This is a genomic window from Parabacteroides sp. TM07-1AC, assembly GCF_003480915.1.
Taxonomy (GTDB): Bacteria; Bacteroidota; Bacteroidia; order Bacteroidales; family Tannerellaceae; genus Parabacteroides; species Parabacteroides chongii.
Genome location: NZ_QUKD01000014.1, coordinates 135,722 through 153,234 on the forward strand (window position 1 = coordinate 135,722; position 17,513 = coordinate 153,234).

The 17,513-nt window shown below is 46.9% G+C and carries 12 protein-coding genes and 2 riboswitches; of the genes, 6 read left to right on the forward strand and 6 right to left on the reverse strand.

Annotation, left to right across the window (positions count from 1 at the left end):
• Positions 1-68: 68 nt before the first annotated feature.
• From DXD68_RS22350 to DXD68_RS22360, 3 genes are read right to left on the reverse strand one after another with little or no spacing between them, the layout of a single operon-like run.
• On the reverse strand, positions 69-1,439 hold the full coding sequence (locus DXD68_RS22350) for a TolC family protein (protein ID WP_122363674.1): 1,371 nt from the start codon (positions 1,437-1,439) through the stop codon (positions 69-71).
• Positions 1,429-4,656 carry an efflux RND transporter permease subunit gene (locus tag DXD68_RS22355; protein WP_122363675.1) on the reverse strand — a complete coding sequence of 1,076 codons (3,228 nt, stop codon included), beginning with the start codon at positions 4,654-4,656 and terminating at the stop codon, positions 1,429-1,431. The genes DXD68_RS22350 and DXD68_RS22355 overlap by 11 nt, the downstream gene beginning before the upstream one ends.
• A gap of 15 nt (positions 4,657-4,671) precedes the next feature.
• Entirely contained in the window at positions 4,672-5,772 is a 1,101-nt protein-coding gene (locus tag DXD68_RS22360) for an efflux RND transporter periplasmic adaptor subunit (RefSeq protein WP_233577274.1), read from the reverse strand.
• A 336-nt stretch (positions 5,773-6,108) separates the two neighbouring features.
• Between DXD68_RS22360 and DXD68_RS22365 the strand changes: the two genes are divergently transcribed.
• Positions 6,109-7,038, forward strand: coding sequence for a helix-turn-helix domain-containing protein (locus tag DXD68_RS22365; RefSeq protein ID WP_233577271.1), 930 nt, complete (start codon positions 6,109-6,111; stop codon positions 7,036-7,038).
• Positions 7,039-7,113: 75 nt separating this feature from the next.
• Here DXD68_RS22365 and nrdG read toward each other — a convergent pair whose 3' ends face one another.
• On the reverse strand, positions 7,114-7,614 hold the full coding sequence (gene nrdG, locus DXD68_RS22370) for an anaerobic ribonucleoside-triphosphate reductase activating protein (protein ID WP_122363677.1): 501 nt from the start codon (positions 7,612-7,614) through the stop codon (positions 7,114-7,116).
• A gap of 42 nt (positions 7,615-7,656) precedes the next feature.
• Positions 7,657-9,864 carry an anaerobic ribonucleoside triphosphate reductase gene (locus DXD68_RS22375; protein WP_122363678.1) on the reverse strand — a complete coding sequence of 736 codons (2,208 nt, stop codon included), beginning with the start codon at positions 9,862-9,864 and terminating at the stop codon, positions 7,657-7,659.
• A 286-nt stretch (positions 9,865-10,150) separates the two neighbouring features.
• Positions 10,151-10,349, forward strand: a riboswitch (cobalamin riboswitch).
• 58 nt (positions 10,350-10,407) lie between these two features.
• On the opposite strand from DXD68_RS22375, the gene DXD68_RS22380 reads away from it, so the two are divergent.
• The 5 genes from DXD68_RS22380 (at position 10,408) to DXD68_RS22405 (ending at position 16,500) form a co-directional block, all read left to right on the forward strand.
• Positions 10,408-10,623, forward strand: coding sequence for a cysteine-rich CWC family protein (locus DXD68_RS22380; protein ID WP_122363679.1), 216 nt, complete (start codon positions 10,408-10,410; stop codon positions 10,621-10,623).
• Between the two features lies 1 nt (position 10,624).
• Positions 10,625-12,139, forward strand: a complete 1,515-nt coding sequence (gene accC, locus DXD68_RS22385) for an acetyl-CoA carboxylase biotin carboxylase subunit (protein ID WP_122363680.1) — start codon at positions 10,625-10,627, stop codon at positions 12,137-12,139.
• 36 nt (positions 12,140-12,175) lie between these two features.
• Positions 12,176-12,697 carry a biotin/lipoyl-containing protein gene (locus tag DXD68_RS22390; RefSeq protein ID WP_122363681.1) on the forward strand — a complete coding sequence of 174 codons (522 nt, stop codon included), beginning with the start codon at positions 12,176-12,178 and terminating at the stop codon, positions 12,695-12,697.
• 1 nt (position 12,698) lies between these two features.
• Entirely contained in the window at positions 12,699-14,231 is a 1,533-nt protein-coding gene (locus tag DXD68_RS22395) for an acyl-CoA carboxylase subunit beta (RefSeq protein WP_122363682.1), read from the forward strand.
• 118 nt (positions 14,232-14,349) lie between these two features.
• A riboswitch (cobalamin riboswitch) is annotated at positions 14,350-14,548 on the forward strand.
• A gap of 275 nt (positions 14,549-14,823) precedes the next feature.
• Positions 14,824-16,500: a putative transporter gene (locus DXD68_RS22405; RefSeq protein WP_122363684.1), complete on the forward strand. Its 1,677-nt coding sequence runs from the start codon at positions 14,824-14,826 to the stop codon at positions 16,498-16,500.
• A gap of 102 nt (positions 16,501-16,602) precedes the next feature.
• Here the strand turns inward: DXD68_RS22405 and DXD68_RS22410 are convergent, their stop codons facing one another.
• On the reverse strand, positions 16,603-17,460 hold the full coding sequence (locus DXD68_RS22410) for a F0F1 ATP synthase subunit gamma (protein WP_122363685.1): 858 nt from the start codon (positions 17,458-17,460) through the stop codon (positions 16,603-16,605).
• Between the last annotated feature and the right edge of the window lie 53 nt (positions 17,461-17,513).

Consider the following 17,513-nt stretch of genomic DNA (forward strand, 5'->3'; position numbering starts at 1 on the left):
AAAGCTGTAAGGGAGCAATAACTATTGCCGGACCTTTACAGCTTTTTTATGTAGGTGGATTCTCTTTTTTATTCTTCCTGTCCGCCGCCTAATGCGTGATAGAGGTTAATAACACCTTGTATCTCGTCGAAACGGTCGGCTACCTGCGAGAGTTCCGCTTGTAGTAAACCTTGCTGGGCGGTTAGTACCTCCAAATAAGTGGTGTTCCCGTGTTGCATCAGTAACTGAGTGCTTTTTACCGCCTTTTGTAAAGCCGTAATTTGCTGGTCGGCGAGTTGGATGCGTCCGCGTGCCGTCTGCCATTGTGTCAATGCGTTGTTTACTTCACTTCCGGCATTCAATAGGCTCTGCTGGAAAGCCAGGGAGGCCTCTTCCTGTTGTGCCTTGGCTATTTTTAACTGGGCGATGTTGGCACCTTTGTTGAATAACGGTTGTGTCAGCGAGCCTATCGCCTGCAACAGCCAGCCGCCCGGGTTGGTGATGATCCCCGTTCCGTTATTCGTCCATCCGGCAACACCGCTGAGGGTGATGTTCGGATAGAAAGCACTGCGTGCTCCGTTCGTTGCATAGAATGCCTGTGCCAACGAGTATTCTGCCTGCCGTACATCCGGACGGTTGCTTAACAGGGAGAGCGGAACGCCGGCGGATAGTGTCTGGGGAAACTCCTGTCGATCCAGTTCTCCCCGCTCCATCCGGTGAGGTACTTCTCCGAGCAGGTTGGAGAGGCTGTTTTCCATCTCGTTGATCTGCTGGCGTAGGGTCAGGAGGGAGGCTTCCACACTCAGGCTGTTCGCTTCCGACTGGGAGACGGCGGCTTCATTTGCCAGGCCTGCTTTCTTCAATGCACGCATCGCCTGTACGTTCTCTTTCCAAAGAGAGGCCGTCCGTTCACTGATGACAAGTTGTTTGTCGAGCAATAATAATGTGTAATAGGAATTGGCTACTGTGGCTATTAGCTGTGTCCGGACGGCCTGTTTGTATGCTTTAGTCTGTTCGAGAGCTGCCTGTGCGCTTCTTTTTGCATTGGTGAGTCTCCCGAAGATGTCGATTTCCCAACTGGCAGCTACCGCCAACTGATAACTTTTGGCGGCTTTCGAACCGTCGAAGCTGCTGATCGTACCCTGCGGATTCAGGTTCAGTGCCGGAAGGTAAGCCAGACGTGAAGTCATCAGGGCTGCTTCGGCTTCCTGTACCCGCAAATGGGCGGTGCGCATGTCGGTGTTGTTCTCCAGGCTTTTTTCGATAAGCGTCTGCAATTGCGGATCTGTGAAGAGTTCCCGCCAGTCGAGACTGCCGATACTGGTCGTATCCGTAGCCATCGCCTCGTCCCTGAACAGGTTGTCAGGAACGGAGGTCTCCGGTTTGTAGGATGTATAGATGCCGCACCCGCTCAGTAACGAGAGGGTGGCGACGGATAATAGAATGATATTATTTTTCATCTGCTTGATTTCCTTTCTTTTTACTTTCGAGATAGTCTTTCCGCTCGGCGGTTACCTCTTCTACTTCTTCCTGGATCTGCCAGTCGTGAGTCGGCTCGAACTGTATCGGGCGTACTTTTTCCTGCAGATACTGGAATACAATGAACAGGGAAGGCACGACGAACAGCAGTGCCAGTGTTCCGATCAACATACCGCCTACGGCACCTGTACCCAATGAACTGTTACCGTTTGCACCGACACCTGTCGCTACTACCAACGGAAGCAGACCGAAGATCATGGTCAACGCCGTCATCAGGATCGGACGCAGACGTACTTTGGCGGCAGACAGTGCGGCAGAGGTCAGGCTCATACCGGCGGCACGCCGTTCGGCTGCATATTCAGTCAATAGAATGGCTGTTTTGGCCAACAGACCGATCAACATAATCAAACCGGTTTGCAGATAAATGTTATTCTCCAGTCCCATAATTTTGGCAAACAGGAAGCTACCCATCAGTCCGAACGGTACGGAAAGGATCACGGCAAACGGGATCAGGAAGCTTTCGTAAAGCGCACTCAGGATCAGGTAGATCATCAGGATACAGATGACGAAGATCACGGCTGTCGTATTGCTTTCCTGGTTCTCTTCGCGGGTGATACCGGCAAAGTCGTAACCATACCCTTTCGGCAGGCTGGTTGCCGCTACTTCTTTTACGGCATTGATAGCATCACCGGAACTATATCCTGGCGCTGGCATTGCATTAACCCCGATCGAGTTGTACATATTGAAACGGCTCAGCGATTCGGCGCCGTATACCTTTGTCAGGTTCACGAACTGGCTTAACGGAGCCATTTCGCCGTTTGCCATACGTACAAAAGTATTATCCAGTGAAGATTCATCCAGACGGTAATCAGGGGAAGCCTGTATCATCACCTTATACACTTTCGAGAAGCGGTTGAAGTTAGATACATATTGTCCTCCGTAATAACCTGACAAGGTGCTTAGTACGGCATCCGGTGTGATACCGGCACGCTTACATTTAGCTGCATCTACCGTCACTTCCCACTGCGGGTAGTTGATAGAGAAGGTTGAATAGGCGGCTGCAATTTCCGGGCGTTCGCGCAAGGCTCCCAGATATTGTTGTGTCGTATTGAAGAACTCAGTCAGATCGCCTCCTTTTTTATCCTGCATATACATTTCCAGCGCATTACCCATACCGTAACCGGGAATCATACCCGGTGACATGGCGAAGATGTTTGCATCCTTGATGTCGGCAGTCCGTCCGTATATCTGGTTGATAACCGATTGTACGTGGTCTTCCTTATCTGTACGTTCATCCCACGGTTTCAGTTTGATGATGAACATACCGAATGAGTTTCCTTGTCCGGAGATCAGTCCGTAACCGGATACTTTGTTATAATCCTTGATCTGCGGCAGGTCTTTGATACGATTCTCGATGTTGGTCATCACGTCGTTGGTCGTTGCCAATGAGTTACCGGCGGCCGTTGTTACGTTGACGAACAATACACCCTGGTCTTCATCCGGCACCAGACTGGTCTTCGTCGTTTTCATCAGGAAGAACAACAGGACAACCGAGCAAGCCAGCATCGACCACATCAGCCATTTGCGTTTGATAAAGAAGAGTACGCCCTTCTTGTATTTGGCAATTAGAGCATCGAAAGCAGTATTGAACGCTTTACGGAAACGCGAGGCAAAATTATTCTTTTGCGTACCGTCTTCATTGATATACGGTTTCAGTATCAGTGCACATAACGCCGGGCTCAGAGTCAATGCATTGATCGCTGAGATACCTACGGCAACTGCCATTGTCAGACCGAATTGTGTATAGAATGTACCTGAAGTTCCGCTCATGAACGATACCGGAATAAACACGGCCATAAACACCAGTGAAGAAGAGATAATGGCGGCACTGATCCCGTTCATGGCATCCATACTTGCCATGTACGAAGATTTATACCCGACGTCGAACCGGGCCTGTACCGCCTCGACGACGACGATGGCATCATCGACCACCGTACCGATCACGAGAACGAGTGCAAACAAAGTAATCAGGTTGATACTGAATCCGGCAATCGACATGAATGCGAATGTACCGATCAGCGACACGATAATACCTACCAGCGGGATCAGGGTCGAACGGATATCCTGCAGGAAAATGTATACCACCAGAATAACCAGTAAGATCGCTTCGATCAATGTCTTTACCACTTCGTGGATGGAGGCGAACAGGAAGTCGTTCGAGCTCATCATCTGTGTGATCTCGACTCCTTTTGGCAGGTCTTTACGTGCTTCGTCGAGGAAAGCGTCGATTTGCTGGTTTACCTCAGTTGCGTTGGAACCGGCTGTCTGGAATATCATACAGGAAACGCCGACATGCCCGGTCAGTTCACCGATGTAAGAGTAGTTTTCACGTCCCAGCTCTATTTCTGCTATATCTTTCAGTTTCAGAACTTCACCGTCTTCAGTCGAACGGATCACGATATCTCCGAATTCTTCCGGCTGTATCAGGCGGCCTTTGTACTTCATCGTATATTGGTAGGTCTCCGTAGAGTTCTCGCCGAATGCACCGGTTGCCGATTCTATATTCTGTTCGGCCAGTACGGCGGTCACATCCGAAGGGATCAGGTTGTATTGCGCCATCACATCCGGTTTCATCCAGACACGCATACTGTAATCTCCGCCCATTACCATCAGTTCGCCGACACCTGAGATACGGAGGATTTCCGGCTTCAGGTTAATGCTCAGGTAGTTGGCAAGAAAGCCTTCGTCGTATGAATCGTCAGGACTGTAAATCGAGAAGATCTGCAACATGCTGGTCTGACGCTTGGTAGTAGTGACCCCCACTTGAGTTACTTCTGCGGGTAACTGACCGGTGGCTTTGGACACACGGTTCTGTACGTTTACGGTTGCCATATCCGGATCGGTACCTTGTTTGAAGTATACCATAATGGATACGGTTCCTGCATTGGTAGCCGTAGATGTCATGTAGGTCATGTCTTCTACACCGTTGATGGCCTCTTCCAGCGGGGCGATCACACTCTTTTGAAGGGTTTCCGCACTGGCACCGAAGTAAGTTGTACTCACCATAACGGTAGGCGGGGCAATATCGGGATATTGTTCGACGGGCAGACTGGTCAACCCGATGATACCCATAAATACTATCACGATAGAGATAACGGCTGATAGTACCGGGCGTTCTATAAAGGTTCTTAATTTCATATTCCGTTCTTCCTATTATTGTTTAACCTGGATCGGAGTTCCTTCGCGCAGCAAACCTACACCTTCGGCAACGATCACGTCACCGGCTTTCAGACCTTCGTTCACGATATATTCCTGGCCTCCGTTCACACGGGTGATATTGACCTGAGCCGATGTCGCTTTGCCATCTATGACTTTATAAACGTATACTTTATCCTGTATTTCGAATGTGGCTGTTTGCGGGATCACGATACTGCCCGATTTCTCTGTCGACAGGATAATATTTCCGGAACTGCCGCTGTAAAGGATCTCTTCTTCGTTCGGGAATACGGCACGCAGGCTTACAGTCCCTGTATTACGGTCTATTACACCGCTAATAGTTTCGACTTTTCCTTTTGCCGGATAAACGGATTTGTCATTCAGTTGCAATTCGACTTCCGGTATCATTTCCAAAGCTTTCTGTTTGGAACCGTATTGGCGGGTGAGGGCCAACAGTTGATTTTCCGTCAGGGAAAAGTAGACATACATGTTCGAATTATCTGAAACAGTTGTCAACGGTTTAGGCGAATTGGCGCTGACCAACGCTCCGACACGGTAGGGGAGTGTTCCGACAACTCCGTTGGACGGACTTTTTACCTCTGTGTATGAGAGGTTGTTGCGGGCACTCAGTTCCTGTGCTTTCATCTGGGCTAGCTGTGCTTTGGCACTTAGCCATGAATTTTCAGCGGTTTGCAGGTCGAAAGCCGATACTACATTTTGTGCATGTAGTTCTTTTTTACTGTCGAACGTCAGCTTTGCCGTGTTCAGTGCAGCCTGTGCAGCTTCTACATTCGCAATCGCTGTCTGCAACGCTGCCTGATAAGGAACCTGGTCGATGATGAACAACAACTGTCCTTTTCTGACAGCTTGTCCTTCTTCCACACATAACTGTGTGATAAATCCTGAGACCTGCGGATAGATGTCGATATCCTGTCGTCCGCGTATCGTGGCGGAATAAAGACTGCTCAGGGTTTTGTCGGTTGTCGACACTTTCAGCACTTTGTACTCACTGTTAACCATTGTTGCCGGTTGCTCTTTACATGAGCTTGCGATAAGGCAAAGAAGCCCTACCCCGATGCCATTGAGGCATCGGGCCATAAAATTTTTCTTCATATTCTGCTATTATTCAATTATAATCCCGGCAGTAGGATTGTTCCAAAATCAAAACATCAACACGGTAATGTCAGAGTGATGTAAGTTTGCTACTCATTGATATATACTGCCTTAACTAATAACCGGTGCAAATATCCGACTTTTTGAGATAATAGCTGTGGTTGGAAAATGAATATATTTGTTCCAAAATTGAACAGGGAAGGTTGTCTACCAGATACTTTTAGAACCATTTTGCGGATGTCCGCAAAATGGTTGTATGAAGGTCCGTCCAAAGCTGCTTTCCAATATATTTTCTATCTTTGCAACCTTATAAAAATGGATATGGAAGAATCTTTTTTGCAGCTGAGTATTGCGGACTTGCTTCGTTTTAAAATGAATCTGAAGTCCTATCAGGATAAATTGGTTATTGTGAAAATGGATGGTAACAATCACAGGAATCCCGGATTCAAAGAAGATGTTTCTATCCGCCTGGATGCCTTTTCTATTTTTCTGGTTCGTCAAGGAGATATAGAGGTTACCATAGATGATTTTACCTATCATTTATCTGATAATCTATTATTGAATATAATGGATATGCACTCGGTAAAGAACTTCCGTTTTTCTTCCGATTTCAAAGGCTATCATCTGATCATCGAACGCAATCTGTTTTCCGAGATCATGTTGAACAGCCGTCGTATGCCAGCTGCTTATATCGCTTCCCTGCATAGTCGTCCTATCCAACATCTGAATGAAGAGGAAGGTCTTTTATTGGAGAATTGCCTCTGCCGTATCGAGCGGAATATCGACCGTACGGAACATGCATGGCAACGCGATATTATCCTGAACGAACTCCGTGGCTTTTTACTGGAGATGAATAACATTGTCTATCAGGCAAACCGGCATAAAGTAAATCCGAATCCACCGGCAAAAGATGTATTGCTTTTCCTGTTTATCCAGTTACTGAACAAACATTGCCGGACAGAACATTCCGTTTCTTTCTATGCCGGCGAATTGTGCATTACCCCCGAGTACCTGTCGCGTATAATGAAAAGTTTCAGTGGAAGGACTGTCAATCAATGGATCAGTGAAGCGTTGATGCGCGAAGCCGAGATTCTTTTACGGAATCCGGATTTGTCCATTCAACAGATAGCCGACATGTTGAATTTTTCAGATCAGTCCTCTTTTGGAAAGTTCTTCAAGAAACATAAAGGAGTCTCACCGGTTATGTTTAAACAACAGTATGTCACTGGAAGAACATTTGGAGGAAAATAAGAAGATAATAGGAAGAAATATAAATTAGAGGTAGGTGTAAATGAATTTGGACCTACCTCTGTTGAAAAAGTCTTTTCAAATAAACGGATTGTAGTTATAGAAGACTACTTTGTTTTCTTTTAATGATTTTTTCACGTCGATCAGACGTTGATTACTGCTGCCACGAAACAAAAGGCTTTCGTCGTGCAGAGCCTGTTTAAATTTACCGTCTACCAGTACGTCGATATATTGGAGGAGAGCCGCTTGTTTAGGGTTTTGCAATAACTTCTCAAATTGGTAACCCGTGTAGCACCAGATATTTTTTTGACTTTTTTCTTTAATGGCACGAGCCAGTTCGGTAAATTCTTCCGGCTGGAACATCGGATCACCGCCGCTAAAAGTGACGTCCGCAAATTCATCTGCCAGAACTTTATCCAATATCTCTTCCGTCGGGGTTGGTTTACCTTTCTTTATATCCCATGACTCCGGATTGTGGCAGCCCGGGCATTGATTCGGGCATCCGGCAGCGTAGATAGCGGTCCGGAATCCCGGACCGTCTACGGTTGTATCTTCTATAATGTCTATGATTGAAAGCATAAAAAATAATGTGTCAATGAGTTAATATGCCAATGAAAATTATCAATTATGAATAATACGATCATTTAATTCGGCAAGTTTGGCATTGTTCCAGCGGTCGGTTGTGCCTACCAGGTAACCGGTGATACGCTGCAACTTATCCAGATGCTTGCTACCGCATTTCGGGCATTCTTCCATGTGGGCATCTGCATTTTCAAAGCCACAATCCAGGCAACGGTTACGGTTATGGTTTACCGAGCCGTATCCGATATTATATTTGTCCATCATATCGACCACTTTCATGATCACTTCCGGGTTGTGGGTTGCGTCGCCGTCTATTTCGACATAGAAGATATGACCACCACCGGTTAGTGCGTGGTAAGGAGCTTCCACTTCCGCCTTATGACGGGCGCTGCATTTATAATATACCGGAACATGGTTCGAATTGGTATAATAGTCGCGGTCGGTAATGCCGGGCAATGGCCCGAATTTCTTACGGTCTCTTCCGGTAAATTTGCCGGAAAGGCCTTCTGCCGGAGTTGCCAATACGCTATAATTATGTTGATACTGTTCAGAGAACTGATTGACACGGTCGCGCATATACGTTACGATCTTCAGGCCTAATTCCTGGGAAGCTGCATCTTCGCCATGATGTTTGCCGGTAAGCGCAACCAAACATTCTGCCAGTCCGATGAATCCGATACCCAGTGTACCCTGGTTGATAACAGAGGCGATCGTGTCGGTCGGTTTCAGTTTCTCGCTACCCAGCCAAAGTGAGGACATCAATAGCGGGAACTGTTTGGCATAAGCTGTTTTCTGGAATTCCATACGTTCGTGAAGCTGGCGGGCGGTCACTTCCAACATATCATCCAGCTTCGCAAAGAAACGAGCGATACGAACTTCCTTATCTTCGATATCCATGCATTCGATAGCCAGGCGTACGATATTGATGGTAGAGAAGGAGAGGTTACCGCGTCCGATAGAAGTTTTCGGTCCGAAACGGTTCTCGAATACACGGGTACGGCATCCCATGGTTGCTACCTCGTACATGTAACGTTGTGGGTCGTCTGCTTTCCAGTCTTCATGCTGGTTGAATGTGGCATCCAGATTGAGGAAGTTAGGGAAGAAGCGACGGGCAGAAACTTTGCAGGCCAGTGTATACAGGTCGTAGTTACGATCTTCCGGCAGATAACTTACGCCACGTTTCTTTTTCCATATCTGGATCGGGAAGATAGCTGTTTCTCCGTTACCGACACCACGGTAGGTACTTTTCAGTATTTCGCGGATGATGCAACGTCCTTCGGCCGAAGTATCTGTCCCGTAGTTGATAGAGCTGAATACTACCTGGTTGCCGCCACGTGAGTGGATGGTGTTCATATTATGGATAAAGGCTTCCATCGACTGGTGTACACGGCTGGTCGTTTTGTTGATAGCATGCTGTATGATCCGCTGGTCGCCTGTCAGGCCGTCTAACGGAGCATTTACGTAATCATCAACTTTTACCTGGTAGAGGTGCGAATAATCGGCTCCGTTTAACTCTTCCAGTGTTTTTAGCTCTTCGATAAAACTGTTGCGTACATAAGGAGCCAGATAGAAGTCGAAAGCCGGGATTGCCTGTCCGCCGTGCATTTCGTTCTGAGCTGTTTCCAGAGAGATACAGCCCAGGATGCTGGCTGTCTCGATACGTTTTGCCGGGCGTGATTCACCATGTCCGGCAGAGAAACCATATTTAAGGATGCGGTCCAGCGGATGCTGAACGCATGTCAGACTCTTGGTCGGGTAATAATCTTTATCATGAATGTGGAGGTAATTGTTGGAGATGGCTTCTTTTACCTCTTCGCTTAACAAATAGTCGTCGACGAACGGTTTAGTCGTTTCGCTGGAGAACTTCATCATCATACCCGCAGGCGTGTCCGCGTTCATATTCGCATTCTCACGGGTGATATCGTTCGATTTGATATTGATAATTTCCAGGAACATGTCGCGCGTTTTCGCTTTACGGGCAATGCTACGCTGGTTGCGGTAAGCGATGTATTTTTGTGCTACGTCTTTACGGCTACTGTTCATCAGTTCCAGTTCGACTGCATCCTGAATCGCTTCCACTGTCATTTGTGGTTCTCCTTTGAATGAAATATGGTCCGTAATTTGGCGGATCAGCTGCAAATCCTCCCCATTTTCTGTATGCAGCATGGCTTTTCGTATCGCTGTTACTATCTTCTCCTCATTAAATCCGACGATACGTCCATCCCGTTTGATAACTGTTTGTATCATGATAAAATTGATAATTATTTATGTTGTTTTTACTCCAACAAAGGTATGCTTAAACTATATATGGTGTTCTTTTTGGAAAACTTTTAACGAGTTAAATTATGTCAAATCGCTGATTATTAGATATGAAATCAGTGAAAGTGGAAAACTTTTTGATTTTTAAAGTAAGAAATGTTTTCCCAAATGGATAGTCAATGGTGAGCTCTCTTCTAACTGTTATATTATCAGCCTCTTATGCGTCCCAATAAAAAATATGCACAATTTGGAATAAAATGTGTAATAATTTCTCTACATTTGTCACCGAATCGGTTCTGTATTATCTGGTCGGGTGATACAGATTAAAAGGGAATCGGGTGTAAATCCCGGACAGTCCCGCTGCTGTGAAGCTCCGTTCAACATTCTGAAAACAACTAATGCCACTGACGAAGGTCGGGAAGGCTTCAGAATGGGAGTAAGTCAGAAGACCTGCCATTCATTAAAGGCTCATGTCCTCGTGGGTTAGGATACGGGTTCGAAAAGATTGTTTATTTCAAAAATTATCAGATTATGGAGAAAGATTGTCCGCGTTGTGGTATCTCCTTTGTTTGTCGGGTAGACGATATCTCTGCCTGTCATTGTGCACCTGTGAAATTGGATGAGCTCCAGCTTGCTTATGTAAAGATGCATTATCCGGGATGCCTATGCAATTCCTGTTTGAATGAGATAAAGAAATATTTCTATGCCTGCGAGGTGAATCCCCGCTATAAACATTTAAAGCATTGATATGATACGGAAAATATTGATCGCAAATCGTGGTGAGATCGCGGTGCGTGTGATGCGCTCCTGCCGGGAGATGGGAATACAGTCTGTGGCTGTATTTTCGGAAGCCGACCGGGCTGCCCGGCACGTACTTTATGCCGATGAAGCTTGCCTGATAGGCCCTGCGGCCTCCAAAGAGAGTTATCTGGATATTGAAAAAATTATTCAGGCAGCCAAACTTCATAAGGCAGATGCTATTCACCCCGGTTACGGCTTTCTTTCGGAGAACGCCGCTTTTGCCCGGAGATGTAAGGAAGAAGGGATCATTTTTATCGGTCCGGCTTCTGAAACGATGGAAGCGATGGGAGATAAGATCTCTGCCCGCAAACGTATGATCGAAGCCGGCGTACCGGTAGTTCCCGGAACACAGCAGCCGTTGCAGAGTGCGGAAGAAGCAGTTCGGGTTTGTAAGGAGATCGGTTTTCCTGTGATGTTGAAAGCATCGATGGGCGGCGGTGGAAAAGGGATGCGGCTTATCTATAAAGAGGAAGAGGTGGTGGAAGCCTATAATTCCGCCCGTTCGGAATCTCTTTCTTCTTTTGGAGACGATACTGTTTATCTGGAGAAGTTTGTGGAAGAGCCCCATCATATCGAATTTCAGATTCTGGGCGATAATCACGGGAACGTGATCCACCTCTGCGAACGTGAATGTTCGGTACAACGGCGTAACCAGAAGATCGTAGAAGAAAGCCCGTCACCGTTTATTACGGCTGAATTGCGGAAAGATATGGGAGAGAAAGCTGTTGCTGCGGCAAAAGCCGTTCATTATTCCGGTGCAGGTACCATCGAATTTCTGGTGGACAAACATCGGAATTTTTATTTCCTGGAAATGAATACCCGCCTGCAGGTGGAGCATCCTATCACGGAAGAAGTATTGGGTGTCGACCTGGTAAAAGAACAGATCCGGGTGGTTAACGATGAGCCGCTCCATATCCGTCAGGAAGAGATAGCCCAGCGTGGCCATGCTATCGAATGCCGTATCTGTGCGGAAGATACCGAAGCCGGATTTATGCCGTCTCCCGGTGTGATCAGGCAACTGACGGAACCGAACGGTATCGGTGTCCGTGTGGACAGTTATGTGTACGAAGGATATGAGATACCGGTTTATTACGACCCGATGATCGGCAAACTGATCGTATGGGCGACCAACCGCCAGTATGCAATCGAACGTATGCGGCGTGTACTGCATGAATACAAGATCACCGGATTGAAAACCAATATCAGCTATCTGCGCCGGATCATGGATACGACTGATTTTGTACAGGGGAAATATGATACTTCTTTTATTGCGAAAAATGCGGAACAATTACGGCATCCGGTAAGTGAGAGCGGTACGGAAACCGAGAATGTGGCTATGATCGCTGCCTATATCGATTATCTGATCAACCTGGAGGAAAACAAGTCGGGGTTGGCATCGGATAACCGTCCTATCAGCCGCTGGCGTGAGTTCGGTCTTCAGAAAGGCGTCTTGCGTATTTAATAATTGGCTCATAAGCATATTAGAAAATTATTCATTATGGAAATACATATAGGAAAAAGAGTGGCGGACGTATCGCTGGTCAGCAAGGAAGGGAATAAGGTGCAGTTGACGATAGACGGTGTCCCTTATGAAGTCGATATTATGATGGCCGAGAACGGTGCCTGCTCTATTTTGCACAACGGTAATTCGTATAATGCCGAACTGATCCGGGGAGAAGGAGGCAAAAGTTATACGGTGAATACACATTTCCTGTCTTATGCCGTCGATATTGTCGATACACAGATGAAATATCTGCGTATGCGTAAGAGCAGCGAAGAACGGCAGGATAATAAGATCGTTTCTCCTATGCCCGGAAAAGTCGTGAAGGTGTTGGTGGAGAAAGGCGACCGTCTGGAAGCCGGTGATATCGTCGTTGTGATAGAGGCGATGAAGATGCAGAGTAATTATAAGGTAAGTTCAGCCTGTACGGTACGTGAGGTATTGGTCAAAGAAGGAGATTCGGTAGCAAGCAACCAGGTTCTTCTGTCGCTGGACGTAATAACAGATAAAGAAGAATAAAATGGGAAAGGAACAGTTGTATAAGGCCTTTGAAGAACTGGATAAGACAGCTTCGCAGGGAGGTGGCATTACCCGTATCGAAAAGCAGCATGAATCCGGCCGGATGACAGCCCGCGAACGGATCGATATGTTGCTGGATAAAGGGACGTTCAACGAATTGGATAAATTTGTGGTTCACCGCTGTACGAATTTCGGCATGGATAAGAATAAAATTCCCGGCGACGGGATCGTATCCGGCTACGGTAAAGTAGACGGACGGCAAGTCTTTGTCTATGCCTACGACTTTACAGCCTACGGAGGTACGTTGAGCGCGACGAATGCCGCCAAGATAGTGAAAGTTCAGCAACTGGCACTGAAAAGCGGTTCACCGGTCATTGCCCTGAACGATTCGGGAGGAGCCCGTATTCAGGAAGGTGTGAACAGCCTGGCCGGATATGCTTCTATTTTTTATCAGAATACGATGGCTTCGGGCGTCGTTCCTCAGATCTCGGCTATTCTGGGACCTTGTGCCGGTGGGGCCTGTTATTCTCCGGCATTGACCGATTTTATCTTTATGGTAAAGGATAAAAGCCACATGTTCATTACCGGACCGGATGTAGTCAAGGCGGTTACTCATGAGGAAGTGGGGAAGGAAGAACTGGGAGGTGCCTATACGCATAGTAGTAAAAGCGGTGTCACCCATTTTATGTGCGATACGGAAGAGGAAACATTAATGAGTATTCGTGAATTGTTGAGTTTCCTTCCTTCAAATAATATGGAGGATGCACCGGTCGTTTCCTGTTCCGACGATGTCCGGCGTGAAGATGAAGCTTTGCAGCAGGTGATCCCGGACGATCCGAATGTGCCTTACGATATCAAAGATATCATAGAACCGGTTGTCGATAATCATTATTTCTTCGAGGTAATGCCTCATTTTGCAAAGAATATCGTAGTCGGTTTCGCCCGTTTGGGCGGACGTTCGGTAGGTATCGTTGCCAATCAACCGGCATTTCTGGCGGGTGTGTTGGATATCGATGCTTCCGATAAGGCGGCACGCTTTATCCGTTTCTGCGATTGTTTCAACATCCCGTTGATCACATTTGAAGATGTTCCGGGATTTTTGCCCGGTTGCCAGCAGGAACATGACGGTATTATCCGCCACGGTGCCAAGATCGTGTATGCTTATGCGGAAGCGACCGTTCCCAAGATCACGCTGATTACCCGGAAAGCCTATGGCGGTGCTTATATCGTGATGTCGAGCAAACCGACCGGAGCCGATATAAACCTGGCCTATCCGATGGCTGAAATCGCCGTGATGGGAGCTGAAGGTGCTGTGAATATCCTGTACCGGAAAGCAACCGGCGAAGAAAAAGAACAGGCAATGAAAGAGTATACCGAGCAATTCTCCAATCCTTACCGGGCAGCCGAACAAGGATTTATCGATGAGATTATCATGCCGAGGCAGACTCGCTTCAAACTGATACAGGCGCTGGAGATGGCAAAGAACAAGAGCCAGAGCAATCCGCCGAAGAAACATGGCAATATGCCATTATAACGATTTGATTTTGTTGTTAGAATTTATGAATGGCAATCCCTGTCGACCGTGAGGCTGGCAGGGATTTTTTTATTGTAAAAAACTTATGATTAAATAGTTGTTATATCTTTTTATTTTGTAGTTTTGCCGTCGAATTGGTTCCGTATCGTCTGGTCGGATGATGTGGATTAAAAGGGAATCGGGTGTAAATCCCGGACAGTCCCGCTGCTGTGAAGCTCCGTTCAACATTCTGAAAACAACTAATGCCACTGACGTTTGTCGGGAAGGCTTCAGGATGGGAGTCAGTCAGAAGACCTGCCGTTCATTAAAGGCTGTTTTTCTCGTGGGTTAGAAAAGTAGTTCGAAAAGAATATTTATCGTTTAAGGAGGTAACATTTATGGAGAAGCTTTGTGCGCGTTGTGGCGCGAAGTTATCAGGTTGTGACGGCTTTTCGCCGGAAGATCAGCATGTATTTACCGGTCTGGATCAATGCCAGCAGGTTTTTATCAGGGTCTATTATAAGGATTGCCTGTGCCCTTCATGTGTTCAGCATGTAAAGGATAATTTTTATGCTTTTGATATTTCATCTGCATATCTGAAAAATAAATAATTATGGAGTGGATAAGTGAACTGCTGTGGGGAGAGGGAATAGGGCATTCTATTCTTTTGTTATCGCTGGTGATCGCTGTGGGAATCCAGTTAGGCAAGATCAAGGTATTCGGTATCTCATTGGGTATAACCCTGGTGTTGTTTGTCGGTATCTTACTGGGACATTTCGGTTTTACCATTAATCCAGCCGTGATCCATTTCTTCAAGGAGTTCGGGTTGATCCTGTTCGTTTATTCTGTCGGTATGCAGGTCGGTCTCGGTTTTTTCTCTTCGTTCAAAAAGGGGGGAATGACATTGAACGGGTTGGCTTGCGGAATTGTTTTCCTCGGCGTTGTAACGGCCTTGGTCATTCATTTCATAACGGATATTCCCATGCCGACAATGGTCGGTATTTTGTCGGGAGCGGTAACAAATACACCCGGTTTAGGTGCGGCCCAACAGGCTTTTACCGATATGACGGGTACATCGAATGAAACGATCGCACTGGGATATGCTGTCGCTTATCCGCTGGGGGTTGTCGGTATTATCCTTTCCATGTTGTTTGTCCGCTACATTTTTCATATCAGTTTTGAGAAAGAGACAGAACAACTGGAAGCGGAAAACGATGTGCATAACAGTGAAGCGACTCCCATATCGCTTGTCGTGAAGAATCCCGCACTTTTCGGACGGAAGGTGATGGAACTCGGCGCTTTTCTCGAACACCGGCAATATGTGATATCCCGTATCTGGCGGAAGAAGAGCAATAAAGTCGAGATCGTGACCGGCAATACGATTTTGGATGAGGATGATAAGATATTTGTGATCACAACAGAGCATGACGCAGAGACTATAAAAACTTTTGTCGGTCCCGAAATAGAAATGGACCGTAAACAGTGGATCCCTGCTGAAAGTGCTTTTGTGAGCCGTCGTATTCTGGTTACCAAACCGGAACTGACCGGTTCCCGTTTGGGTGATTTGCAGTTACGGCGTTTGCACGGTATCAATGTGACGCGTGTAAACCGTGCCGGAGTCGAATTGGTGGCTACCCAGGGACTGCAATTGCAGGTGGGCGACCGCGTAACGGTGGTCGGTAGTGAACTGGCTGTCGATAAGGTGAGTACGATATTGGGTAATTCGATGAAGCGTTTGAATGAGCCTAACCTGATCCCTATTTTTATTGGCATCGCTTTGGGTATTATTCTGGGTAGTATCCCATTCACTGTCCCGGGAATCCCGCAACCGATCAAACTAGGTCTGGCGGGTGGTCCGCTGGTGGTTTCTATTCTATTGAGCCGCTTCGGATATCGTTACAAGTTGGTTACTTATACGACCCAGAGTGCCAACCTGATGCTGAGGGAGATCGGTATAACCATGTTCCTTGCTTGTGTCGGATTGAGTGCCGGAGATGGATTCGTGGATACGATTGTCAATAAAGGGGGATTTGCCTGGATCGGTTACGGTTTTATTATAACGATGTTACCGCTGTTGATTATCGGTTTTGCCGGCAGGTATTTCTTCAAACTGAATTATTTTACGCTGATGGGATTGCTGGCCGGTAGTACGACCGACCCTCCTGCGTTGGCTTATGTGAATGCAACGGCAGGCAACGACGCTCCTGCAGTCGGATATGCAACGGTTTATCCGTTGACCATGTTCCTGCGCGTACTGACTGCCCAATTAATGATATTATTCTTCTGCTAAATTTAATAGATTTGGTTGTTAGAAAATTGTTCAATAATAATTTTAAAGCCGGAAGCCCCGCCGAAGTGATTCGCCGGGGCTTCGATCATTATAAGTAGAAGATTATTGACCACTCCCGCCCATAATATCCAGCAATTCGTTTGTGATTGCCTGCTGGCGGGTTTTATTGTATTGCAATGTCAGTTCCTGGATCAGGTCGTTGGCATTGTCGTTGGCCGTCTGCATGGCGAGCATGCGGGCGGCATGTTCAGCCGTGACGGTGTCGAGCAAAGTCGTGTAGATATGCAGGTGGAGAACTTTGGGCAACAGCAAAGCCAGTAGTTGCTCTGCCGACGGTTCCAGGATATAATTCAGCGATTCCTTTGCCGGGTCTGTCTCCGGTAAGGTGACCGGCAGGAACGTTTTTTCAGTCAGCACCTGCTCCGCCATATTCTTGAAATGATGGTAAAGCAGTTCTACCCGGTCTGCTTGCCCGGTAGTATATAAGTCCATCAATGCCGTAGCCAGCCGTGCTGCATCTTCGTAAGCCGGTTTGTCACCGATTGTCAGGAAGCTGTCGTCTGTCTGGTAACCTGCTTTATGCAGCTCGTCCGCTATTTTCTTTCCGACCGGATAAATGTGTACGGCGATACCGTCCGCCTCATATTGGTGGAGGCGGGCAGACAGCTCCTTCCATACGTTGGCGTTGAAAATACCGCATAATCCGGTATTGGATGAAAAAGCGACAATAGCGACCTGTTTCACCTTACGCACTGCTGTATAAGGTGAATTCAAATCATTCTCGGCAGACAAGGTCCCGCTCAGTATGGCGCTCAGCTTGTTCTCGTATACCAGCAAATGTTCGATAATCGTCTGCGTATGATGCAGCTTGGCAGAAGACACCATCTTCATGGCTGAAGTGATCTTCTGCGTATTCCGGATCGACGCAAGGCGAACTTTTATTTCTTTCAGTGATGACATATCTTTTTAATTGAAAATGGAGAATTGAAAATTGAAAATTAAATGTTGCTTAT